Raw genomic sequence first — 21,990 nt, 5'->3', positions numbered from 1 at the left:
CAGTTGGACTGTCCGGCGTTCCCGTTGCGGCGATGACGTAAACGTACTGGAGCGGGGCGCCCGGATGCAAATCCTGGCGCCCCGCAGGCAGATGACGGGGTCCTCGCGGGCCCGTCCGCCTCAGACCTCGACCACGACCGGCATGATCATCGGGCGCCGGCGGTACACGTCGGAGACCCACTTGCCCACCGTGCGGCGCACGAGCTGCTGCAGCTGGTGCGCCTCGACCACGCCGTCCTGGGCGGACTTGGCGAGTACCTCGTCGATCTTCGGGATGACCTCGGCGAAGGCCGCGTCGTCGATGCCCGAGCCCCGCGAGTGGATGCTGGGACCGCTGACGATCTTGCCCGTACTGCTGTCGACCACCACGAACACGGAGATGAAGCCCTCGTCCCCCAGGATCCGCCGGTCCTTCAGGCTGGACTCGGTGACGCCGCCGACCGACAGGCCGTCCACGTACACGTAGCCGGCCTGGACCTTGCCGACGATCTTCGCCTTGCCCTTGACCAGGTCGACGACGACGCCGTCCTCGGCGATCACGATCCGGTCGGCCGGTACCCCGGTGAGCGCGCCGAGTTCGGCGTTGGCGCGCAGATGGCGCCACTCGCCGTGCACCGGCATCAGGTTCCGCGGCTTACAGATGTTGTAGAAGTACAACAGCTCACCGGCCGAGGCGTGCCCGGACACATGGACCTTGGCATTGCCCTTGTGGACGACGTTGGCGCCCCAGCGGGTCAGTCCGTTGATCACCCGGTAGACCGCGTTCTCGTTCCCGGGGATCAGGGAGGAGGCCAGGATGACCGTGTCGCCCTCGACGATGCGGATCTGGTGATCACGGTTGGCCATCCGGGACAGGGCCGCCATGGGCTCGCCCTGGGAGCCGGTGCACACCAGCACCACTTCCCGGTCCGGGAGGTCGTCCAGCGTCCGTACGTCCACCACCAGGCCCGGCGGGACCCGCAGATAGCCCAGGTCCCGCGCGATGCCCATGTTGCGGACCATGGACCGGCCCACGAAGGCGATCTTGCGCCCGTGCTCCTGGGCGGCGTCCACGATCTGCTGAATGCGGTGCACATGGCTGGCGAAGCTCGCCACGATGATCCGCTTGTCGGCCCGCGCGAAGACCTGGCGCAGCACGCCGGAGATCTCCCGCTCCGGGGAGACGAAGCCGGGCACCTCCGCGTTGGTGGAGTCCGACAGCAGCAGGTCGATGCCCTCCTCGCCGAGCCGGGCGAAGGCCCGCAGGTCGGTGAGGCGGCCGTCCAGCGGCAGCTGGTCCATCTTGAAGTCGCCGGTGTGCACGGCCATGCCGGCCGGGGTGCGGATGGCGACCGCGAGCGCGTCCGGGATCGAGTGGTTGACCGCGACGAATTCGCAGTCGAAGGGGCCGATCCGCTCGCTGGTGCCCTCCGCAACCTCCAGGGTGTAGGGGCGGATGCGGTGCTCCTGGAGCTTGGCCTCGATCAGGGCGAGGGTCAGCTTGGAGCCGATCAGCGGGATGTCCGGCTTCTCGCGGAGCAGGTACGGCACGCCACCGATGTGGTCCTCGTGGCCGTGGGTGAGGACGATGCCCTCGATGTCGTCGAGACGGTTCCGCAGGGACGTGAAGTCCGGCAGGATCAGGTCGATGCCGGGCTGCTCCTCCTCGGGGAAGAGCACCCCGCAGTCGACGATCAGCAGCCGGCCGCCGTACTCGAAGACCGTCATGTTGCGGCCGATCTCGCCGAGGCCGCCGAGCGGAGTGACCCGCAGGCCGCCTTCCGGGAGTTTCGGCGGCCGGCCGAGTTCTGGATGGGGATGACTCAAGAGACTCTCCTGACCACGCGCGCCGGGCGCCCCCGTGGAGGCCGCGGGCACGCGTGTGGGGTTTCGTATGTTGATCTGTTGATATGTCGGAGTGTGTCGACGAGTCGACGCCACTCCGGTGGTACTGCCGTGCCGGGCGGACCTGATCGGTGCCGCTGGTTGTGCTGGTGTTGCTGGTCTTGCGAAGTCTGGGTTCTCAGATCTGTACCCCGCCGGCGGCCAGATCCCGCTTGAGCTGTTCGGTTTCCTCGTCGGTGAGCCCGACCATCGGCAGCCGCAGCGGGCCGCCGGGCAGGCCCTGGAAGCCGAGGGCCGCCTTGGAGGTGATCACACCCTGGGTGCGGAACATCCCGGTGAAGACGGGGAGCAGCTTCTGGTGGATCTCCGTGGCCTTGGCGACGTCACCGCCGGTGTAGGCGTTCACCAGGGAGCGCAGCTCGGGGGTGACCACATGGCCCACCACGGAGACGAAGCCGACGGCGCCCACCGACAGCAGCGGCAGGTTCAGCATGTCGTCGCCGGAGTACCAGGCGAGACCCGTGGTGGCGATGGCCCAGCTCGCCCGCCCCAGGTCGCCCTTGGCGTCCTTGTTGGCCACGATACGCGGGTGCTCGGCCAGCCGCACCATCGTCTCGGTGTTGATCGGCACCCCACTGCGCCCGGGAATGTCGTAAAGCATCACCGGCAGCTCGGTGGCGTCCGCGATGGCGGTGAAGTGCTGGACCAGGCCCTCCTGCGGGGGCTTGTTGTAGTACGGGGTGACGGCGAGGATGCCGTGCGCCCCGGCCTCCTGGGCGGCGCGGGCCAGCGCCAGGCTGTGCCGGGTGTCGTTGGTGCCCGCTCCGGCCACCACGTGGGCGCGGTCTCCGACCGCCTCGACCACGGCGCGCACGAGCTGGGCTTTCTCCGCGTCGGACGTGGTCGGGGATTCGCCGGTGGTGCCATTGACGATCAGGCCGTCATTGCCGGCGTCCACCAAGTGGGCGGCCAGTCGCTGCGCACCGTCGAGATCCAGCGAGCCGTCCGGGGTGAACGGCGTGACCATCGCGGTCAGCACCCGTCCGAAGGGTGTGAGGGGTGTGGAGGTCGGAGCCATGGGAACCACGCTACTCGCAGCTCGGCGTCCCGCGATCCACCGGGATGCCCTACATGTGGATCCCGGCGCTGCCTGCTCGGGGGTTCAGACAGCGCCGGGGTCCGTTCAATCACCCTAAATGAACTTCTCGAAATGTCGCAATACGGACACTTCGCTCAGCTTTTCGGGCAGCCGGGCGCCCCATGGGCCGGGGCTACGGGGCCACTCGGCCATTGGCGTTGAAGGCCGCGTACGTCAGTGGCATCAGCCGCGCCCACTCCGCCTCCATCTTCTCCGCGACCATCTCGATCTCACGCTGCGGGAAGGAGGGCACCCTGGCCTGTTCGTGCTGGGTGCGCAGCCCGAGGAAGTGCATGAGTGAGCGGGCGTTGCAGGTGGCGTACATCGTGGAGAACAGCCCGACCGGCAGCGTGGCCCTGGCCACCTCGCGGGCGACGCCGTCGGCCAGCAGTTCCTGGTAGGCCGCGTAGGAGTGCCGGTAGGAGTCCTCCATGGTCTTGCCGAGCGCCGCGTGCTGTTCGGGGGTGCCGTCGACGAACTCGTACTTGCCCGGCCGACCGCGCTGCACCAGCTTGCGGTCCTCGCCCGGCATGTAGAACACCGGCTCCAGCTCCCGGTACCGGCCGCTCTCCTCGTTGTAGGAGTTGTGGACGACCACCCCATTGGCGAGGAAGTTGTGCCACGGCCCCTCGACCGACAGGTCGTAGGTCATTTCCTCGGCGTCGGGCGCGACGGAGACGATCGGGTCCGGCTTGGCCACCGCGATCTTGCCGCCTCGCCGAGCCAGCCCCTGTTCGGTAGCACTCTTGCGCGCATGGCAGTCCTGGCAGGCCGGCGCCAGGTTCTTCTCGTCGAGGGCAGCCCGCAGGTTCTCCGCCACCGGGACGACATGGTCCAGGGCGAGGGCCTCCCTGGGGAACGCCTCGCCGCACAGATGACACCGGTCCGTGTCCGCGATGAGCCGGTCACGCTGCATCGAGGTCCACACTCCGATACCCCGGCGCAGACTGGGCGGTACCAACCGCTCCGACGGCTTGGGCACGGTGCCCGCCACCATGACCGCGTCACCCACCGCCAGCTCTCCGGCCTTCGCCCAGCCGTCGGGGGTAAGAATGGCGTGATCGACGGAGCAGCGGAGGCTGCGGCCGCTCGCCGTGGAAATCTTGATGAGCTGCTTCACACCCGACTCGATCACGTCGGTGATGGGCGCACGCTGGGCCAACAGGGTGTCCTCGTCGTAGCAGCGCACATGATTGCGCCGCACGGAGTCGAGTTTGCGCAGGCGAGTGGTCGGGTGCTGCTCACGAAATTCCAGCACCGCGCTCTGGGCGGCCTCACGGTTCTCATACAGCCCGAGGTAGTGCTGGGTGCCCTGATGTCCGACCTGGGCCATCCACTTACCGGCCTTCGCGTGCCAGGTGACCCCGCCCGCCGACCACGGCAACCGGTCCTGGACCCCGTGGTGCCACTGCTGGTAGAGATCGCTGATCTTCCGGCGGCGAAGATGACCGGCCTCGCTCTCCAGCGTCACTTCCGTATCACCGGCCAGGCACCAGCCGACCCGGTGCCGATGGAACTCGCGGAAGACGAAGATCGGCGCACTGACGAAGAAGGTCATGGAGTTGTGCTCGAACGGGCTGCCGTGCCGGTCGCGCATCAGATAGTTGATCAGCCCCTTGGACCGCTCGGGGTCCTTGCTGACCTCTTCGAGTGACTGCTCCCCCGCGGTGGAGACACGGGCCGCCCACAGCACATCGGTGTCGGAGGCGCTGTGCTTGACCAGTTCGACGGTCACATCACTGCGGAAACTGGGTGTATCGGTCACCGGCGGGCCCTTTCAGGAGCGTGCTGCGAGTAGCGGGGCCCACCCTACGGGCCGCCGCCGACAGCCCCATCGGCGACCGGACAGATCAGGACCGACGGGCCGAGTCGGACTGTTCAGCTGATATTTTTGATTTGGGGCCATTTGGGGGAAGGAGAGGGTATGCGACAGCTGACGATCGGCGTCCTCGTCACCCGCGCACTCCTGGGCCTCGCCCTGGTGTCCGCCCTGGTCGGGGCCGTCCTGCTGGCCAGGCCTGCCCTCGACGTGGAGCACGGGACCACCTCCGTGACACCGGAGGCGGCCGAGGGTTCCTGAGCGCGATAACCTCACCCGTGCACTGCCAGCGGCGAACGTGACACGAACGAGGACGAGCCTTGCCCCTGCCCTTTCTCGCGGCCGACCGTGACTTCGACTCCACCACGTCGGACGCATCCCTCCCCCACGCCGGAGCCGATCAGTGGCGCCGCCCCTACCGGCTCGGCCCGCAGCGGGTGGCGGTCTCCGCACTGGCCCTGCTGCTCTCGGCGTACCTGCTGATCTCCGCACTGATCATCGCCATCGCCGGCACCGTCGGCGCGGCCGGCGTCACCCTGGTCATCGCGGCCGTCTCCATAGCCTTCGCCCTGCGCGTGCTGCGCATGGGCATCTGGGTCAGCCCGCGCGGACTGCGCCGGGTGGGCCTGCTCAGCACCCGGACCCTGCGCTGGCGGGAGATCGAACGGGTCTCCACCGTCCAGCAGCCGGTGCGCTGGCTCGGACTGCCGCGCACCGTACAGGGCCAGTCCATCCACATCGAGCCGCGCCGCGGTGAGCCCCTGCGGCCATTGCTCACCGACCACAGCGCGGACTTCCTCAGCCGGCGGAAGGCCTTCGAGCGCGCCGCCGACGTCCTGGAGGCCTGGGCCGCCGAGCACCGCCACTGAACCCCGCCCGGCACGCGGACCGCGGCCCGGTACGGCACACCGCCGTACCGGGCCGCGGTCCTTCCCGTCTCAGGCCCGGCCCGCCCGCAGCGCGATCGCGTGCTCCATGGCCTTGCGGGCACGCGGGGTGTCCCGGGCGTCGTGGTACGCCAGGGCGAGGCGGAACCAGCACCGCCAATCGCGCGGATTCTCCTCCGCCTCCGCCTGCCGCTCCGCGAACGCGGCGTCGGCCGCCGCCTGCTCGACCCGGCCGCTGGGGGTACGCGGCAGATCGTCCACCGGCAGCCCGCCCTCGGCCTCCAACTCCTTGGCCAGCTTCCCGGCGTCCCGCGCGAAGCGGGTCGTCCGCCACAGGAACCAGGCACCGATCAGCGGCATCACCAGCACGGCGATCCCGAACGGGACCGTCACCCAGGTGCCCTGCCCGATGAGCACCACCCCACGGTGCCCGGCCAGCACGAAATAGCCGACGAGCAGCACCGACACCAGCGCGTAGCCGATCTTTCCCGCCATCGCTAGCCGTCCAGATCCATGAAGTGCTCCAGGCCCAGGGTCAGGCCCGGCGCGCCCGTGATGCGGCGCACGCCCAGCAGCACCCCGGGCATGAACGAGCCACGGTTCATGGAGTCGTGGCGCAGGGTGAAGATCTCCCCCTCGTCGCCGAACAGCACTTCCTGGTGGGCCACCAGGCCGCGCAGCCGGACCGCGTGCACCGGCACCCCGTCCACGTCGGCGCCGCGGGCACCCTCCAGCGCGGTGCTCGTGGCGTCGGGCTGGGCCGGCAGCTTCGCGTCCGCACGGGCCCGGGCGATCAGCTGGGCGGTGCGCACCGCCGTGCCGCTGGGGGCATCGGCCTTGTGCGGGTGATGCAGCTCGACGACCTCCACCGATTCGAAGAAGCGGGCGGCCTGCTGGGCGAAGTGCATGGTGAGCACGGCGCCGATGCCGAAGTTCGGCGCGATCAGCACCCCGGTGCCGGGGGATCCGGCCAGCCAGGTACGCAGCAGGCCGAGCCGTTCCTCGGTGAACCCGGTGGTACCGACCACACCGTGGATGCCGTGCCGGACGCAGAACTCCAGGTTGTCCATCACCGCGTCGGGGTGGGTCAGGTCCACGGCGACCTGGGCCCCCGTCCCGGTCAGCGTCTCCAGCCGGTCCCCCCGGCCGAGTTCGGCGACCAGCTCCAGATCATCGGCGGCCCCGACGGCCCGTACCGCCTCGGACCCCATCCGCCCGTGGGCACCCAGGACGGCGACGCGCAGCTTGCTCATTCGCTCTCTTCCGCTCTTTTGCTCTCGTCCGCTTCTCGCGCTCAGGCCATGGCCTCGTGCAGCTTGGCGGTGTGCTTGTCCTTCAGCGGACCGATGACGGACAGCGACGGCTTGTGGCCGAGCACCTGGGCCGCCACCTCCCGCACCTCGTCCGGGGTCACCGCCCGGTACCGCTCCAGCAGACCGGTCACCGACAACTGCTCGCCCCAGCACACCTCGCTCTTGCCGAGCCGGTGCATCAGGGCGCCGGTGTCCTCAAGACCCAGCACCGTGGAGCCGGCCAGCTGACCGATCGCCCGCCGGGTCTCCTCCTCGCCCAGTCCGTGCTCGGCGATGTCCGCCAGCGTCTCGCGGGAGATCGCCAGCACATCGCCCAGCCGCTCGGGGCGGCAGCCGGCGTACACCCCGAACAGGCCGCAGTCGGCGTACCCGGAGGTGTGCGCGTACACGCTGTAGGCCAGCCCGCGGCGCTCCCGTACCTCCTGGAACAGACGCGAGGACATGCCGCCGCCCAGCGCCGTGGACAGGACGGCCAGCGCCCAGCGCCGCTCGTCGTGCCGCGAGACGCCCGGCATGCCCAGGATCAGGTGCGCCTGTTCGGTCGCCCGTTCCTGGACGTCGACGGCGCCCGCCGTACGGATCAGGCGTGTGCCGCCGCGCGGGTCCAGCGGGCTCGCGTCCGCCGCTCCCAGCGCGCCGGCGCGGTCGAAGGCAGCCCGCACCTGCTCGACGACGGTGTCGTGGTCGAGGTTGCCGGCCGCGGTGACGACCAGCCGGGTGGGGTCGTAGTGCCGCCGGTAGAAGCGGGCGATCTGGTCCCGGGTGAGGGCCCCGACGGTCTCCTCGGTGCCCAGCACCGGGCGGCCCAGCGGGGTGTCGCCCAGCAGGGTCCGGGCGAACAGGTCATGGACGCCGTCGCCCGGATCGTCGTCCGTCATGGCGATCTCTTCGAGGATGACGTTCCGCTCGGCCTCTACCTCCGCCGGGTCGATGACCGAGGAGGTGAGCATGTCGCACACGACATCGACGGCCAGCGGCAGATCGCTGTCCAGCACCCGGGCGTAGTAGCAGGTGAACTCCTTCGTGGTGAAGGCGTTCATCTCACCGCCGACCGCCTCGACGACAGAGGAGATCTCCAGCGCGCTGCGCCGCTCGGTGCCCTTGAACAGCACGTGTTCGAGGTAGTGGGTGGCGCCGGCCAGCGCCGGGGTCTCGTCCCGGGAGCCGACCGCGGCCCAGATGCCGAAGGAGACCGAGCGCACGGAGGGCACGGTCTCGGTGACGACGCGCAGGCCGCCGGGGAGCACGGTCTTGCGGACGGCGCCGCCGCCCCCGGTGGGGGCACCCCCGGCCGGAGGCCGCGGGAGGGTCACGGCGTGCGGACGGGGCACGGCCCGCCCCACCGGTGCGGTGGGGCGGGCCGTCCTGGTACCAGGGGTACGCGTCACTTGTCGGCAGCGTCCTTCTCGGCGGTGTCCTCGGCGGCCTCGTCCTCCAGGACGGGGATCAGCGAGAGCTTGCCGCGCTGGTCGATCTCGGCGATCTCGACCTGGACCTTCTGGCCCACGCCCAGGACGTCCTCGACGTTCTCCACGCGCTTGCCACCGGCGAGCTTGCGGATCTGCGAGATGTGCAGCAGTCCGTCCTTGCCGGGGAGCAGGGAGACGAAGGCACCGAAGGTGGTGGTCTTCACCACGGTGCCCAGGTACCGCTCGCCGACCTCGGGCATCGTCGGGTTGGCGATGCCGTTGATCGTGGCGCGGGCGGCCTCGGCGGCCGGGCCGTCGGCGGCACCGATGTAGATGGTGCCGTCGTCCTCGATGGTGATGTCGGCGCCGGTGTCCTCCTGGATCTGGTTGATCATCTTGCCCTTGGGGCCGATGACCTCACCGATCTTGTCCACGGGGATCTTCACCGTGATGATCCGCGGGGCGTTCGGGGACATCTCGTCGGGCACGTCGATGGCCTCGCCCATCACATCGAGGATGTGGAGGCGGGCGTCGCGGGCCTGCTTGAGCGCGGCGGCCAGGACCGAGGCCGGGATACCGTCCAGCTTGGTGTCCAGCTGGAGCGCGGTCACGAACTGCTTGGTGCCGGCGACCTTGAAGTCCATGTCGCCGTAGGCGTCCTCCGCACCGAGGATGTCGGTGAGGGTGACGTAGTGGGTCTCGCCCTCGATCTCCTGGGAGATCAGGCCCATGGCGATACCGGCGACGGGGGCCTTGAGCGGCACACCGGCGTTCAGCAGCGACATGGTGGAGGCGCAGACCGACCCCATGGAGGTCGAGCCGTTGGAGCCCAGCGCCTCGGAGACCTGCCGGATGGCGTAGGGGAACTCCTCGCGGGTGGGCAGCACCGGCACCAGCGCGCGCTCGGCGAGCGCCCCGTGACCGATCTCGCGGCGCTTGGGGGAGCCGACCCGGCCGGTCTCACCGGTGGAGTAGGGCGGGAAGTTGTAGTTGTGCATGTAGCGCTTGCGGGTCACCGGGGAGAGGGTGTCCAGCTGCTGCTCCATGCGGAGCATGTTGAGCGTGGTGACACCCAGGATCTGGGTCTCGCCGCGCTCGAAGAGGGCCGAACCGTGCACGCGCGGGATGGCCTCGACCTCGGCGGCCAGCGTACGGATGTCGGTGACACCGCGGCCGTCGATGCGGACCTTGTCCTTGATGACGCGCTCACGGACCAGCTGCTTGGTGAGCGAGCGGTACGCGGCGGAGATCTCCTTCTCGCGACCCTCGAACTGGGGCAGCAGCTTCTCGGCGGCCACGACCTTGACGCGGTCCAGCTCGCCCTCGCGCTCCTGCTTGCCGGCGATGGTCAGCGCCTGGGCCAGCTCGTCGCGGACTGCGGCGGACAGCGCCTCGAAGACGTCGTCCTCGTAGTCCAGGAAGACCGGGAACTCACCGGTGGGCTTGGCGGCCTTGGCGGCGAGGTCGGACTGGGCGCGGCACAGCACCTTGATGAAGGGCTTGGCGGCCTCGAGACCGGCGGCGACGACCTCCTCGGTCGGCGCGGCGGCACCGCCCTTGACCAGCTCGATGGTCTTCTCGGTGGCCTCGGCCTCGACCATCATGATCGCGACGTCACCGTCGGGCAGCACGCGGCCGGCGACGACCATGTCGAAGACGGCGTTCTCCAGCTCGCTGTGGGTGGGGAAGGCCACCCACTGGCCCTGGATCAGCGCGACACGGGTGCCGCCGATGGGGCCGGAGAAGGGCAGGCCGGCCAGCTGCGTGGAGCAGGAAGCGGCGTTGATGGCTACCACGTCGTACAGGTGGTCGGGGTTGAGCGCCATGATCGTCTCGACGACCTGGATCTCGTTGCGCAGGCCCTTCTTGAACGAGGGGCGCAGCGGGCGGTCGATCAGCCGGCAGGTGAGGATGGCGTCCTCGGAGGGACGGCCCTCGCGCCGGAAGAAGGAGCCGGGGATCTTCCCGGCGGCGTACATCCGCTCCTCGACGTCGACGGTCAGCGGGAAGAAGTCCAGCTGGTCCTTCGGCTTCTTCGAGGCGGTGGTGGCCGACAGCACCATGGTGTCGTCGTCCAGGTAGGCCACGGCGGAACCGGCGGCCTGCCGCGCGAGGCGGCCGGTCTCGAAGCGGATGGTGCGGGTGCCGAAGGCGCCGTTGTCGATGACGGCCTCGGCGTAGTGGGTTTCGTTCTCCACCTGGGATGTCTCCTGTTTCTCGCCCCGCCGGGTGTGACCGGGCGGGACGTCAATCGGTGGAGCACCTCCGTACGGGCCGGCCATCGATCGAAGCTCCCGGGAAGTCGCCCGGGGGCCACTACCGAGGACCGGCGACGGATAAGAAGGCGCTCCGCCTCATGCTCTGTCGTTGTGCAGTGGTGGGACCAGCCTACAAAGGCATCGGTCCGGGGGCCCGGTTTCCGCGTCGGGCGGTCGCCCGCCGGGGTGCCTGCCGGGCCGGATACGGCGAAGGGAGCGGCCCCGCCAGCGGTGGCCGCTCCCTCTCCGACGTCTTAGCGGGCGCCCGCCGCGCCGCGGCGGATGCCGAGACGCTCCACCAGGCTGCGGAAGCGCTGGATGTCCTTCTTGGCCAGGTACTGGAGCAGCCGGCGGCGCTGGCCGACCAGCAGCAGCAGGCCGCGGCGGGAGTGGTGGTCGTGCTTGTGGGTCTTCAGGTGCTCGGTCAGGTCCGAGATACGGCGGGACAGCAGCGCCACCTGGACCTCGGGGGAACCGGTGTCACCCTCCTTGGTGGCGAAATCCGCGATGATCTTCTGCTTCGTGGCGGCATCGAGCGACGACACACGTACTCCTCATGGAATCGGCCCGGAAGCGGCCCCTGGTCTTCTTCACAGGGGCACAGGGATGGTGAAAGACAACTCACCGGGCGCACGACACCCTATCAGCCGGGCCGGGGTGGTCCTGACCGGTTGTTCCCCTTGTGCGGCCTTCCCCCGCGCCCAACCGGTTCGTCAGTCGCTGGTCAGCCCGCGCGCGCGGGCGTAGATCCCGAGGACGGCCAGGCACAGCGGGATCAGGGACAGCAGCAGCGCGGACTCGGTGAGGTCCAAGGCCCGTCCCCAGAAGGGGGTGAGCCCGGCGCGCGGCACGATGAGCGCGATCGCGGTCAGGACGGCAGCGGCTGCGGCGAGGACGGCGGTCAGCCACAGGGTGCGCAGGTCGAGCGCGGTGCTGTCACCGGCCAGCAGGTCGCGCACGGCGCCGGCGGGCGGGTGCAGCAGGAAGCCGGTGACCAGCAGGGCGAGCGCGGCGAGGCCGGCCGTCAGCAGCACGGACACCTGGACGGCGTACCGGAAGAGCCGGGAGCGGGTCAGCAGGGTGCCCGCGGTGGCCAGGGCGAGCAGCTGGCCCCAGCCGCTGGAGGAGAAGCCGAGGACGGCGACGGCGGTGGTGGCGGCGATGGCGCAGCCGGCGGTGAGGCCGAGCAGGATCTGGTGGCCGAGGCGGGCCTGGGCGGCTATCCGCTCGGCGTCGACGGGGCTCTCGGGCGGCGCCGCCTGGTCGGGGTCCGCGGTGTCGAAGTCGGCGCGCGGGGCCTCGTAGCCGATGGGCAGCCGGACGAGCGCCGCGGACAGTCCCGGCAGGAAGCCGAGGGCGCCGATGGCGACGGGCGCGGTGAGCGCGGCGGCGGACACCGGGCGGGCGTCGGCCACGATCGCGGCGAAGGTGGCGAGGGTGCCGATGAGGGCTGCGGTGGTGGTGGCCACGAACGGCGCGGCGGCGTCGGGCAGGGCCGCCGCGGCCACGACGGACAGCACCAGGACGGCGACGCAGCCCAGCAGCAGTTCGAGACGGCCCACGCCGTGCCCGTCGGCCAGCGGCAGGGCGCCGGTGCCGGCGATCAGTCCGTGCGGGAGGGCGGCGAGGCCGGACGCGACGGCGGCGGGCCGGTCGCCGTACACCCGGGCGCGCACCACGCTGAAGGAGATCAGCAGGACGGCCAGCACGCCGGCGATGATGCCGGGCAGGCCGTGCAGGTCGTGGCGCACCGGGTCGGCGTACCACAGCACGGCGGCGGCCAGGGTGGTGAGGACGGCGGCGCCGGTCAGCCCGGCGGTGCGCAGCCGCTCGTCCTGCCACAGGGCGCGGTCGTGGGTGACGGCGTCGGCGACCGCTTCGCTGACGTCGTCGTGCACGGGGGGCGGCAGGGCGTCGGCGACCGGGCGCAGGACGAGCACCTCGCCGTCCAGGATGCGCTGCGCGGCCAGGGTGCGGGAGCCGTCCAGAACGCTGCCGTCGCGTCGCACGAGGTGGTAGCCGACGGGGGCGCCTTCGGCGGGTGCCTGGCCGGTGAGCTGGAGTAGCTGTGCGTAGAGGTCGGCCAGAGGCATGTCCTCCGGCAGCGCCACGTCGATCCGGCTGTCGGGCGCGGCGACGGTGACGCGGCAGAAGCCGGTGGCCGCTGTCGAGTTCACGTGTGATTCCCCCAAGATGCGCGCGGGACGGGCTTGCGCACGGACTGCGTTGGTCACCCTACCGGCTGTACTCCTGGGGCCGGTCAGTAGGATCGGGCGGCGCCGAGGGGTTGCCGGATCGGGGGGCCGTATGAGCCAGATCATTGTGAAACGTCCGCCGCGTACGCTGCCGGCCGAGGTGCCGGGCGAGGAAGTGGCGGTGCAGCCGCCGCCGGAACTGCCCAAGGGGCAGCAGGACGGTGTACTGATGCAGCTCATGCCGATGCTGGGCATGGGCTCCTCGGTGGTGTTCTTCTTCATGCCGAACGCCCATCCGTTCATGCGGATCATGGGCATGCTGATGATGGTGTCAACGGGCGCCATGGTGGTGGCGATGATCATCCGCCACCGGCGCGGCACCCAGGGGCAGATGGGCCAGCTGCGGCGGGACTACCTGCGGTATCTGGCGCGGACCCGGCGCGCGGTGTGGGGCACGGCCCGGGCGCAGCGCGACGCGCAGCTGTATCTGCACCCGGCGCCCGAGCAGTTGTGGGCGCTGGTGGCCGAGGGCAGCCGGCTGTGGGAACGGCGCCCGGGGGACGGGGATTTCGGACAGGTGCGGCTGGGTCTTGGCGAACACGGCCTGGCCACGCCGCTGGTGCCGCCGCAGACCGCGCCGGTGGACGAGCTGGAGCCGCTGACGGCGGGCGCGATGCGGCGGTTCCTGGCGACGCACGGCACCGTGTCGGGGCTGCCGATGGCCGTGTCGCTGCGTGGCTTCTACCAGGTGGTGCTGGCGGGGGACGTGGAGGCGGCGCGGGGGACGGCGCGCGCGCTGGTGGCGTCGCTGACGGCGCTGCACTCGCCGCAGGACGTGACGGTGGCGGTGGCGTGCTCGGCCGGCGCGGCGGACGCGTGGGAGTGGGCGAAGTGGCTTCCCCACGTCCAGCTGCCGTCGGTGGACGGGGCGGGTTCGCGGCGGCTGATCGCCCGCGGGGTCACTGAGCTGGAGGAGGAGCTGACCGAACGCCTGGAGGGCCGGGGCCGGTTCTCCGCGAACGGCAAGCCGGTGCTCGACCAGCCGCACGTGGTGCTGGTCCTGGACGGCGTACGGGTGCCGCCGCATTCGGCGTTCGCGTCGGCGGAGGGGCTGCAGGGCGTCACGGTGGTGGAGGTCCTGCCGGGCGAGCCGGAACCGGCCAGGGGCCGGCTTTCGGTGCGGTGCGCCGCGGGGTCGCTGCGGTTCGACGCGGGGGACGGGGTGTCCTTCGACGGCGAGCCCGACCAGCTGCCGGTGGCGGCGGCCGAGGCGCTGGCGCGGCAGCTGGCGCCGCTGCGGCTGAGCACGGGAGCCGAGGAGGACGAGCCGCTGCTGGCCGAGCTGGACTTCGGCGACCTGCTGGGGCTCGGCGATCCCGCGGCGGTGGACGTCTCACGCACCTGGCGGCCGCGGTCGGCCGGGGAGCGGCTGCGCGTGCCGATCGGGGTGGACGAGAGCGGCCAGCCGGTGATGCTGGACCTGAAGGAGGCCGCGCAGGAGGGCATGGGCCCGCACGGCCTGTGCGTGGGCGCGACCGGCTCCGGCAAGTCGGAGCTGCTGCGCACGCTGGTGCTCGGTCTCGCCGTCACCCACACCTCGGAGACGCTGAACTTCGTTCTGGCGGACTTCAAGGGCGGCGCGACGTTCGCGGGCATGGCGCAGCTGCCGCACGTCTCGGCGGTGATCACCAACCTCGCGGACGACCTGACGCTGGTGGACCGGATGGGTGACTCCATCCGGGGTGAACTCCAGCGCCGCCAGGAGCTGCTGCGGGCGGCGGGCAACTACGCGAACCTGCACGACTACGAGAAGGCGCGGGCGGCGGGCGCGCCGCTGGCCCCACTGTCCTCGCTGGTGCTGGTGATCGACGAGTTCTCCGAACTGCTCACGGCGATGCCGGACTTCATCGACATGTTCATCCAGATCGGCCGCATCGGCCGTTCGCTGGGCGTGCACCTGCTGCTGGCCTCGCAGCGCCTGGAGGAGGGCCGGCTGAAGGGCCTGGACACCTATCTGTCGTACCGGATCGGCCTGCGGACGTTCTCGGCCGCGGAGTCCCGTACGGCGATCGGCGTGCCCGACGCGTACCACCTGCCGCAGATCCCGGGCTCGGGCATCCTGAAGTCGGGCACCGAGGAGATGGTCCGCTTCAAGGCCGCGTACGTCTCGGGCGCCTACCGCGAGGGCCCGGCGAAGCCCGCGCCCTCGGGCCCGGCCCCGGTCCAGCGCCACCCGGTGCTGTTCACGGCGGCCCCGGTCCCGGTCCGCCACGCGGAACCCGACCCGCGCACGGCGATGGCGGCCACCGAACCGGCCCCGCAGGACGACGCCCTGGCGGACACGGTCCTGGACGTGATCGTCCGCCGCCTGGAGGGCCAGGGCCCCTCGGCCCACCAGGTCTGGCTGCCCCCACTGGACTCGGCGGCGACGCTGGACCAGTTGGTGACCCGGGGCCCGACCGGCACGCTGGTCGTCCCGCTGGGCCAGGTGGACAAGCCGTTCGAGCAGCGCCGCGAGACGCTGTACCGGGACTTCTCCGGGGCCGGCGGGCACATGCTGATCGTGGGTGGTCCGCAGTCCGGCAAGTCCACGCTGCTGCGCACCCTGATCGCGTCCTTCGCTCTCACCCACACGACGCAGGAGGTGCAGTTCTACGCCCTGGACTTCGGCGGCGGCGGGCTGTCCTCGCTGTCCGGGCTCCCGCACGTGGGCGGCATCGCCTCGCGTCTGGACCCGGACCGGGTGCGTCGTACGGTCTCCGAGGTGGCGGGGGTGCTGGCCCGGCGCGAGGAACTCTTCCGCCGGCACGGCATCGACTCGATCACCACCTACCGCAAGATGCGCGCCGCCGGACAACTGGCGGAGGAGCCGTGGGGGGATGTCTTCCTGCTCGTCGACGGCTGGGGGGCGTTCAAACAGGACTACGACATGACGCTGGAGCCGGTGATCAACGATCTGGCGTCGCGGGGACTCGGGTACGGCATCCACGTGGTCGTCACGTCCTCCCGGCAGATGGAGATCCGTCCGGCGCTCAAAGATCAGCTGACGAACCGTCTGGAGCTGAAGCTGGCCGAGGCCCTGGATTCGGACTTCGACCGCAAGATCGCCCGAGCCGTCCCGGCGAACATGCCGGGACGCGGCCAGATCCCGGAGAAGCTGCACTGGATGGCGGCGCTGCCCCGTCTGGATGGCCGGCCGTCCTCGGAAGACCTGTCCGAAGGCACGGCGGCCCTGGTCGCGGCAGTGGCCGAGAAGTGGCAGGGCAGCACGGCCCCGCAGGTCAGGATGCTTCCGCGGGTCCTCCCGGCCGCCCGCCTCCCGCACGGCGCCGTCCGCCCCGAGGCGGGCATCCCGATCGGCATCGGTGAGAAGGATCTGGAGCCGGTCTACCTCGATTTCGAAAAGGACCCGTTCCTGCTGATCTTCGGCGAGAGCGAATCGGGCAAGTCAGCCGCACTCCGCCTGATCATGCAGAAGATCACCGAGCGCTACTCGGCTGAGCAGGCACGCTTCATCATCGCGGACTACCGGCGTTCGCTGATGGCGGCGGCGCCCGGGGAGTACGTGGCGGACTACGCCATCATGGAATCGAAGCTGGTCGAGGATGTGATCGGACTGCGCTCGGTGTTCGAGAAGCGCAAGCCGAGGGAAGACATCACCATCCAGGAACTGCGGGCCCGCAACTGGTGGACCGGGCCGCGCATCTTCCTCATCATCGATGACCACGATCTGGTGGCGGCGAACTCCAACAACCCGCTGGCCCAGTTGGCCGAACATCTCCCCTACGCCCGGGACGTGGGAATCAACTTCATCATCGCCCGTAACTCGGCCGGCGTCGCCCGGGCCTTCTTCGAACCGTTCATGCAACGGCTGCGCGACCTCGGTTCCCAAGCCCTGGTTCTGTCCGGCGATCCCAAGGAAGGCGAGATCCTGAGCGGAGTCCGCGCCCGCCCGCAGCCGCCGGGACGCGGAACCCTCACCACCCGCAAGAAGGACCATATCCAGGTCCAGCTGGGCTGGATCTCGGAGGACTGACCTATTCGCCGACGGGCTGCGGAATTCCCTCGACGAGCCCGGACTCGTCGAGGCAACCCAGCCCTTCGGCAACTGCCCGAGAGACGGAGTTGACGATGGTCATCTGACCATCAGCTTCCCTTGTCCAGGAACGAACGTTCAAATTCCCCAGCAGGACTTTGTCGTGCGGATAATTCTCACCTTCACATTGGAATGCGATGATTGCCGCATTCGGCAGCGCTGTCGCAATCATTCCCGTTTGGTAGCGATCACCCTCGCCCGAGAAGTTTGGCAACACCCAGGAGAAAGAAATCGTTGCAGATGGAACATCAGCATCGGGTGGCGCATAAATCCGACACAGTTCTGCCGTATCCCCTGAACGTAGACGCTCGATGGAATCGGAGAATTCATCGGACGGCACCTCTGACAACTCCCCGAACCGCGTCATGCCAGACAGTCGCTTCAGTGCAGCCGCCGCATCAGCCGAAAGAATGCCAGCGCAAACTTCCTCTGCCGCAACGCCCGAAATTTCAGGCCCCTTCGGCGCACTGTCACAAGAAGAAATCATAAGAATTCCGACGCCGAAAGCGGCAGCCCTGAGCGCAGAATTGGAAAAGAATCCTTCACGAACGCGCTGCAGTCCTCTAGTGCGGCGAATATCCAAGATCTTCATCGCTCCTTCTGCCGTTAACATAAGAATTTCCCACAAAGTTTCTCTGGCTGGAAATACTTTCCTGATCAACGTACGCACCAGCCGAATCCATATAAGCATCCAACAAGGTAGCGATATCCCCCTCCCCTGCCTCATAAAACTCTTGCCGGGAAATTTGGCCCGCCTTTTCCGCTTCACCATCCGAATCGGAACCGTCGTCGATGAACCCTTCGAAGAAGGTACTCAGAAATTCACCGCCCATATCGGCTCCAATGGGAACCAGAAATCCACTCAGCCCACCTGTAACAGGGGCAGTCAGAAAGGCAATACCAGCGCCGACTCCAGCACCGACCGCCGCGCCTTTCCACTCCGCAGAACTTGCCAAGGCAGCCTGAGCGGCTTCTGAATCTTCAATATAATCCGCCGCGACCTGCTCCGCTCGCGCGTGGTCAAGAATACCCCGCACCTCGCCTCCGGCTATGAGGACCTGAGATCCGGAAAGAAAGTTTTCTTGGCTGGTCGGCGGGAATTCGTCCAGCTTCCCCAGCATGTAAACGTGCTGGAGCAGAGTGGCGCTCTCATAAGCAACCTCGTCCTTGCCGATCACACTCAGAAAGCGAATCGTGGAATGTCTCCCGGATTCGAGAGTGTCACCGTACGAAGTGGCAAAGATATCGGCGTGATCCGGATTCTTTTCGTCCCCTATTCCGGAAACACCATAGTTGATGTCATCCATGTACATGCCGGCCATGAATCCAAGTGCGGAGCTCATTTCTGGTTGATTATTGAGAAGTTCGGGGTCAAGGGTTCCATACAGATGAATGACCTGATCCATCACCCTCGCCGAATCCACCGTCCGGAAGTCTCCGACAACGCCTTCGTCCAGACCGGCCGCGTCCAGACCGTCGGACGAGATGCCCGTCGTGGCAGCCATCAAGGCCTCTCCCACGATCGGGTGAATATCGATCATGTCGGGGGCGAAGCCGTCGCGGCTGGTCCACCACGTGCGGTCCTGGGAGAGATAGGCGAGGCGAGGGTTGATCTCGGATTCCCGGTCAGAGGGATCAAAATCTTCGGGAGCCGCGAAAAAGGCTGTGGAAGCTTCCGGATTGTTACTCAAGGCGCTCAGATAGCCGACGACAGGATCCAGGCCCAATTCGTCCTCGTCTCCGAAGCTGAGCTGCGTGTCCGACTGCCACAATCGCCAGTTCGGTGACCCCGCAGATCCAAGGACTGGGTCCGATCCGCCGTACTGGGTGACGAACTCCATCTCGAAGTCCATCAGGCCCTCGCCGTAGTCGAGAAGAAACTCGGTCTCATACTCACCGTCGCGCATGAGAGCGCTCATCACCTGATAGCCGAGGGGGCCACCGTTGATGGATTGCTCTCCGAGTTCGAGCATTTCCTGTTCCCATTGCTCCATCGCCGCGGAGTCGGAGCGCGTCGCCGTGCCCAGGAGGTTGCCAAGGTTCGTCTGAAGGCCGTCCAGGATCTGCCACCGCTCGGAATCCGGATGCCAATTCCCCGAGCTGAGATCAACCCAGAGCTGCAGTGTGCCTTCCGGCCCGAGTCCCAATGTCACACGTTCGGCGAAAACCGGATCATCGGCGTAATATTCGGCCAGCCAGCTGAAAGTACGAAGTTCTTCGCCACTCAGGTCGGATCCGCGCTCGGCCAACTCGATGAAGTGTTGTGCGTCGGCATAGGCCGTCTCGGCCTGCGAGAGGTTCGCGTACTCGACGGGATTGAAGGCGTATGGGTCCGTTCCCTTGGCATCCCGGAGAGCCTGCGCGACACTCTGGTCCGCTTCCGCCGCGGACTGCAGAACGCTTTCGATGCTCTGCGAGACCGCCAGCGCACATTCCTGCCGAAGCCGGCGCGTCTCACCGTCCAGGTCGGACAAGCGCCCGTCCACCCGGCCCGCCCCATCGACATGCACGCCCTCCGCTGCGGCTTCCTCGATCAGTTCACTGAGGCGATTCTGGTATCCCTTGAGCCGGTGGTAACCGTCTCTGCAGATGTTCCGGATCGAGGTCGCCTGCAACAGCGCCGCTTCGAACTGTCCTGCCTGGGCGAGGACATGCGGCACGGTAACTGTCGCGTTCTCGCCTTCCCAACTGGCGGACCGTGCCTGGCCGGCCATGGTCTCCGCTGGTTCCTGCATCTCCGTGAGGCGCTGAACCTGTTCGTCCCAGCCCTGTCTCGCCTGGTGCAGCTTGTCCAGCGACGCGTTGAAGAGGTCTTCGAATCCCAGGCGGCCGCCGCCATCCATGCTGGTTGTCTCCTCAGGCCATGTTGCTGATGTGGTGTGCGGCAGGAGATGTCTGAGCCCTGATCATCTCGGCCTGGTTCTCCAGCTCGCCCCCCGCATGAGACGTCAAGGTGTATCGAAGGTGCTGGGAGATACCAAGACAGGACTCCTTGAGTGTCTCCACCTGGGACTGCCAGGCGTCCGCCACATCCATCAGTGCCCGGCCGGTTTCGAACCCGGGAGTTCGCAGAAGGATCCCTGCTACCCGTGTCGGGTTATCGGCCGCCAGGCCGTGTTCCTGGAGAGATGTTGCCAGGCCATCCGCCTGCTCGCCGATCGGCCCGACGTCTTCACCATGGAGAACGAGTCGCCCTGATCCCCCGGCGGCTTCCGGAGATCCGTTGAGCCGGGTGCGAGCGATCTCATCACGCGCCTCGGCCTTGGCCTGGGCCCACTCCTCGTCAAACCCCACTCGGGCCACGTCCTCTCTTGATACGCGAATCTCCTTCGGGGGACAGGCTTTACCTGTCCCCCGAAGGAGAATTCGTCAATCGATGTTCAGATGGGAGCGATCAGGTTGGCGCCCCGCTGATCCGTGCGGTGGTAGTTGGCACCCACAGTCCCCAGCGCACGACCTGTCGCGGCCGTGACGCCCCGGAGCTTCTCCAATTCCGCGTCGAACACCAGCATGTTCTGGTCCAGCGCGGTTTTGGCCTCACCCGACCACCCAGCGGAGACCCGGAGCATTGCACCCTGGATGTCCTCCAGCGCCTTCTGCAGCTCACCTTCGATGCTCCCCATCTGCTGGGAGCCCGATTCCAGGCCGGCATAGCTCACGGAAATACGGTCATCCATCATCGTCTATCCTCTTCTCACAGTCGAGTTCAGAAGTGCGCAGGACCGCGCTCAGAGACCCGCGATAGTGGGATTGCCGCTGCCCGACAGGGGCGCGTATACGTTCTTCAACGCCGAAGCCTGCTCCTGCTCCTCCGCGGTGAACCCGTCCCGGCTCATCCTCACCAGTTCGGAAAGGTTCTCCAGGGCGGCGGACAGCCGGTGGATGTCGAGACCCAACTGCTCCTGACCCCGGCTGAACTCCCCCGCACTCATGCTGCTCCAGGTGGCGCGAACCGCCTGCCGAGCCTCCTCCGTCCTCCCGCTCATCCGGGAAATGATCTCCTGAGCATCGGTGAACTTCTGGAGCAGGCTGGTAATCTCACCACTGCTTACTGTGAGGTCACTGCCGCTAGCGTGTTCTTCCGCCATGCTGCCTCCTTCTTCTTGTTGATCATCCCCGCTGCCGCGCAGAAAGCATCACGGCAGAGGCCGAAGTCCCGGTCGGCCATAGAGATCCTCATCGGTAACCGCCGGCGGTGGCGTGTAGTCGTCCGCCAGATGGGCCATGATCTGCTGAAGACGTTCCAAATTCTCCGCCTCGACGTTCTCGTAGCCCCGTTCCGAGATCAGTGTCGCGATACCCAGGGCCTCGATCAGGTCCTGCTGGATCCGCACGAAGGCCTCCAGCCGGTTCACGGCATGACCGAACTCGTGGGAGATCTGCGTCATCCCGGGAATGAGTCCGCCGTAGTTGGCCTGGTCCATGCGCAGGTCGGCCATCAGCGAGGGCGTCAGACCCGCGGTCTGCGTGTTCGTCAGGACGTCGTCCAGCCGGCCGCGGAATTGGCCGAGTGCCTCGGTGGACACCACCAGGTCGGCCGACGGGCTGCTTTCGTCAGGCATACCCCACCCCCATCGTTCTCTACCCCCCGTGCCCCCTCCATCGCCGTTCGTAGCTCATCTTATGCGGGAGCTACATCGGGCAGACACGTGGGTAACCACGCGAGTGAGACTAGTGACGGTTCCCGCACCGGACATCCGTGCGGATACTCATCCACGGCACTGAGTACCGAGGCACACCGAACGTCTATGCTCTTGACGTGACTTCGACACCACAGGGACTCACCCCACGGCAGGCCAGACGGCTTCGCATGGGCATCGCCGCGGCGGCGATGACCGTGATGGCGGTGGTGCTCGTCATCCAACTCGGTGACGGTTCCTCCCTGGTGTCCCTCGGACTGTACGGGGCAGCCTTCGTCCTGTCGGGCGCCGTCATCGAGATGAGCCGCCGCGGCCGGACCCGGCTGGGGATGGCGGTCCTGGTGACCGGCTTCGTCCTCGTCCTGCTCGCCGAATGGCTCCTGCGCAGCCGATAGTCCGCGCGCGGGTGCG

The 21,990-nt window shown here is 68.4% G+C and carries 19 protein-coding genes; 4 read left to right on the top strand and 15 right to left on the bottom strand.

Annotated elements, in window-relative coordinates; translation table 11 throughout:
- Positions 1–120: 120 nt before the first annotated feature.
- The 3 genes from ACTFAP_RS23355 to thyX all read right to left on the bottom strand — a co-directional run bounded on the left by ACTFAP_RS23355 (position 121) and on the right by thyX (position 4,727).
- Entirely contained in the window at positions 121–1,806 is a 1,686-nt protein-coding gene (locus ACTFAP_RS23355; protein ID WP_390123892.1) for a ribonuclease J, read from the bottom strand.
- 196 nt (positions 1,807–2,002) lie between these two features.
- On the bottom strand, positions 2,003–2,902 hold the full coding sequence (gene dapA / locus ACTFAP_RS23350) for a 4-hydroxy-tetrahydrodipicolinate synthase (protein WP_046724970.1): 900 nt from the start codon (positions 2,900–2,902) through the stop codon (positions 2,003–2,005).
- Between the two features lie 193 nt (positions 2,903–3,095).
- Positions 3,096–4,727, bottom strand: a complete 1,632-nt coding sequence (thyX, locus tag ACTFAP_RS23345; RefSeq protein WP_500467315.1) for an FAD-dependent thymidylate synthase — start codon at positions 4,725–4,727, stop codon at positions 3,096–3,098.
- Positions 4,728–4,886: 159 nt separating this feature from the next.
- Between thyX and ACTFAP_RS23340 the strand changes: the two genes are divergently transcribed.
- Entirely contained in the window at positions 4,887–5,042 is a 156-nt protein-coding gene (locus ACTFAP_RS23340) for a hypothetical protein (RefSeq protein ID WP_390123886.1), read from the top strand.
- A 59-nt stretch (positions 5,043–5,101) separates the two neighbouring features.
- Positions 5,102–5,650, top strand: a complete 549-nt coding sequence (locus tag ACTFAP_RS23335; protein WP_200363711.1) for an SCO5741 family PH domain-containing membrane protein — start codon at positions 5,102–5,104, stop codon at positions 5,648–5,650.
- A gap of 69 nt (positions 5,651–5,719) precedes the next feature.
- Here ACTFAP_RS23335 and ACTFAP_RS23330 read toward each other — a convergent pair whose 3' ends face one another.
- The 6 genes from ACTFAP_RS23330 to eccD all read right to left on the bottom strand — a co-directional run bounded on the left by ACTFAP_RS23330 (position 5,720) and on the right by eccD (position 12,825).
- On the bottom strand, positions 5,720–6,163 hold the full coding sequence (locus ACTFAP_RS23330; protein ID WP_390123884.1) for a tetratricopeptide repeat protein: 444 nt from the start codon (positions 6,161–6,163) through the stop codon (positions 5,720–5,722).
- Between the two features lie 2 nt (positions 6,164–6,165).
- Positions 6,166–6,921 carry a 4-hydroxy-tetrahydrodipicolinate reductase gene (gene dapB / locus ACTFAP_RS23325; RefSeq protein ID WP_495682207.1) on the bottom strand — a complete coding sequence of 252 codons (756 nt, stop codon included), beginning with the start codon at positions 6,919–6,921 and terminating at the stop codon, positions 6,166–6,168.
- A gap of 41 nt (positions 6,922–6,962) precedes the next feature.
- Positions 6,963–8,369 carry an insulinase family protein gene (locus tag ACTFAP_RS23320; RefSeq protein WP_495682206.1) on the bottom strand — a complete coding sequence of 469 codons (1,407 nt, stop codon included), beginning with the start codon at positions 8,367–8,369 and terminating at the stop codon, positions 6,963–6,965.
- Entirely contained in the window at positions 8,366–10,588 is a 2,223-nt protein-coding gene (locus ACTFAP_RS23315; RefSeq protein ID WP_390123878.1) for a polyribonucleotide nucleotidyltransferase, read from the bottom strand. The genes ACTFAP_RS23320 and ACTFAP_RS23315 overlap by 4 nt, the downstream gene beginning before the upstream one ends.
- A 314-nt stretch (positions 10,589–10,902) precedes the next feature.
- A complete protein-coding gene (rpsO, locus tag ACTFAP_RS23310) occupies positions 10,903–11,193 on the bottom strand; it encodes a 30S ribosomal protein S15 (RefSeq protein ID WP_030738110.1) in 291 nt (96 codons plus the stop codon).
- Positions 11,194–11,361: 168 nt separating this feature from the next.
- Entirely contained in the window at positions 11,362–12,825 is a 1,464-nt protein-coding gene (gene eccD, locus ACTFAP_RS23305) for a type VII secretion integral membrane protein EccD (protein ID WP_495682205.1), read from the bottom strand.
- A gap of 130 nt (positions 12,826–12,955) precedes the next feature.
- On the opposite strand from eccD, the gene eccCa reads away from it, so the two are divergent.
- Positions 12,956–16,879 (top strand): type VII secretion protein EccCa, encoded by a 3,924-nt coding sequence (eccCa, locus tag ACTFAP_RS23300; protein ID WP_500467314.1) that lies wholly within the window; start codon positions 12,956–12,958, stop codon positions 16,877–16,879.
- A 1-nt stretch (position 16,880) separates the two neighbouring features.
- Here eccCa and ACTFAP_RS23295 read toward each other — a convergent pair whose 3' ends face one another.
- The 6 genes from ACTFAP_RS23295 to ACTFAP_RS23270 form a co-directional block, all read right to left on the bottom strand.
- Entirely contained in the window at positions 16,881–17,531 is a 651-nt protein-coding gene (locus tag ACTFAP_RS23295) for a hypothetical protein (RefSeq protein WP_495682203.1), read from the bottom strand.
- Positions 17,503–19,782: a hypothetical protein gene (locus ACTFAP_RS23290; RefSeq protein ID WP_500467313.1), complete on the bottom strand. Its 2,280-nt coding sequence runs from the start codon at positions 19,780–19,782 to the stop codon at positions 17,503–17,505. The genes ACTFAP_RS23295 and ACTFAP_RS23290 overlap by 29 nt, the downstream gene beginning before the upstream one ends.
- A gap of 13 nt (positions 19,783–19,795) precedes the next feature.
- Complete coding sequence (locus tag ACTFAP_RS23285; protein ID WP_495682201.1) at positions 19,796–20,233, bottom strand: hypothetical protein; 438 nt, start codon at positions 20,231–20,233, stop codon at positions 19,796–19,798.
- 86 nt (positions 20,234–20,319) lie between these two features.
- Positions 20,320–20,619 carry a WXG100 family type VII secretion target gene (locus tag ACTFAP_RS23280; RefSeq protein ID WP_400012904.1) on the bottom strand — a complete coding sequence of 100 codons (300 nt, stop codon included), beginning with the start codon at positions 20,617–20,619 and terminating at the stop codon, positions 20,320–20,322.
- A 48-nt stretch (positions 20,620–20,667) separates the two neighbouring features.
- Positions 20,668–21,027 carry a WXG100 family type VII secretion target gene (locus ACTFAP_RS23275; protein ID WP_030738124.1) on the bottom strand — a complete coding sequence of 120 codons (360 nt, stop codon included), beginning with the start codon at positions 21,025–21,027 and terminating at the stop codon, positions 20,668–20,670.
- 48 nt (positions 21,028–21,075) lie between these two features.
- Positions 21,076–21,501: a hypothetical protein gene (locus ACTFAP_RS23270; protein ID WP_400012905.1), complete on the bottom strand. Its 426-nt coding sequence runs from the start codon at positions 21,499–21,501 to the stop codon at positions 21,076–21,078.
- Between the two features lie 197 nt (positions 21,502–21,698).
- Between ACTFAP_RS23270 and ACTFAP_RS23265 the strand changes: the two genes are divergently transcribed.
- On the top strand, positions 21,699–21,974 hold the full coding sequence (locus ACTFAP_RS23265) for a hypothetical protein (protein WP_390123866.1): 276 nt from the start codon (positions 21,699–21,701) through the stop codon (positions 21,972–21,974).
- The last annotated feature ends 16 nt before the right edge of the window (positions 21,975–21,990 follow it).

Source organism: Streptomyces sp. PH9007, from assembly GCF_059813725.1.
Note: the sequence above shows the minus strand (reverse complement) of the source record. Positions and strands in the feature narration are given on the sequence as shown.

What these genes read in the sequence shown, in the direction of transcription:
- dapB (WP_495682207.1), bottom strand. Translation starts at nt 6,921, where the DNA reads ATGAGCAAGCTGCGCGTCGCCGTCCTGGGTGCCCACGGGCGGATGGGG.
- ACTFAP_RS23340 (WP_390123886.1), top strand. Translation starts at nt 4,887, where the DNA reads ATGCGACAGCTGACGATCGGCGTCCTCGTCACCCGCGCACTCCTGGGC.
- ACTFAP_RS23275 (WP_030738124.1), bottom strand. Translation starts at nt 21,027, where the DNA reads ATGGCGGAAGAACACGCTAGCGGCAGTGACCTCACAGTAAGCAGTGGT.
- ACTFAP_RS23330 (WP_390123884.1), bottom strand. Translation starts at nt 6,163, where the DNA reads ATGGCGGGAAAGATCGGCTACGCGCTGGTGTCGGTGCTGCTCGTCGGC.
- dapA (WP_046724970.1), bottom strand. Translation starts at nt 2,902, where the DNA reads ATGGCTCCGACCTCCACACCCCTCACACCCTTCGGACGGGTGCTGACC.
- ACTFAP_RS23270 (WP_400012905.1), bottom strand. Translation starts at nt 21,501, where the DNA reads ATGCCTGACGAAAGCAGCCCGTCGGCCGACCTGGTGGTGTCCACCGAG.
- ACTFAP_RS23280 (WP_400012904.1), bottom strand. Translation starts at nt 20,619, where the DNA reads ATGATGGATGACCGTATTTCCGTGAGCTATGCCGGCCTGGAATCGGGC.
- eccCa (WP_500467314.1), top strand. Translation starts at nt 12,956, where the DNA reads ATGAGCCAGATCATTGTGAAACGTCCGCCGCGTACGCTGCCGGCCGAG.
- ACTFAP_RS23290 (WP_500467313.1), bottom strand. Translation starts at nt 19,782, where the DNA reads ATGGATGGCGGCGGCCGCCTGGGATTCGAAGACCTCTTCAACGCGTCG.
- ACTFAP_RS23295 (WP_495682203.1), bottom strand. Translation starts at nt 17,531, where the DNA reads ATGAAGATCTTGGATATTCGCCGCACTAGAGGACTGCAGCGCGTTCGT.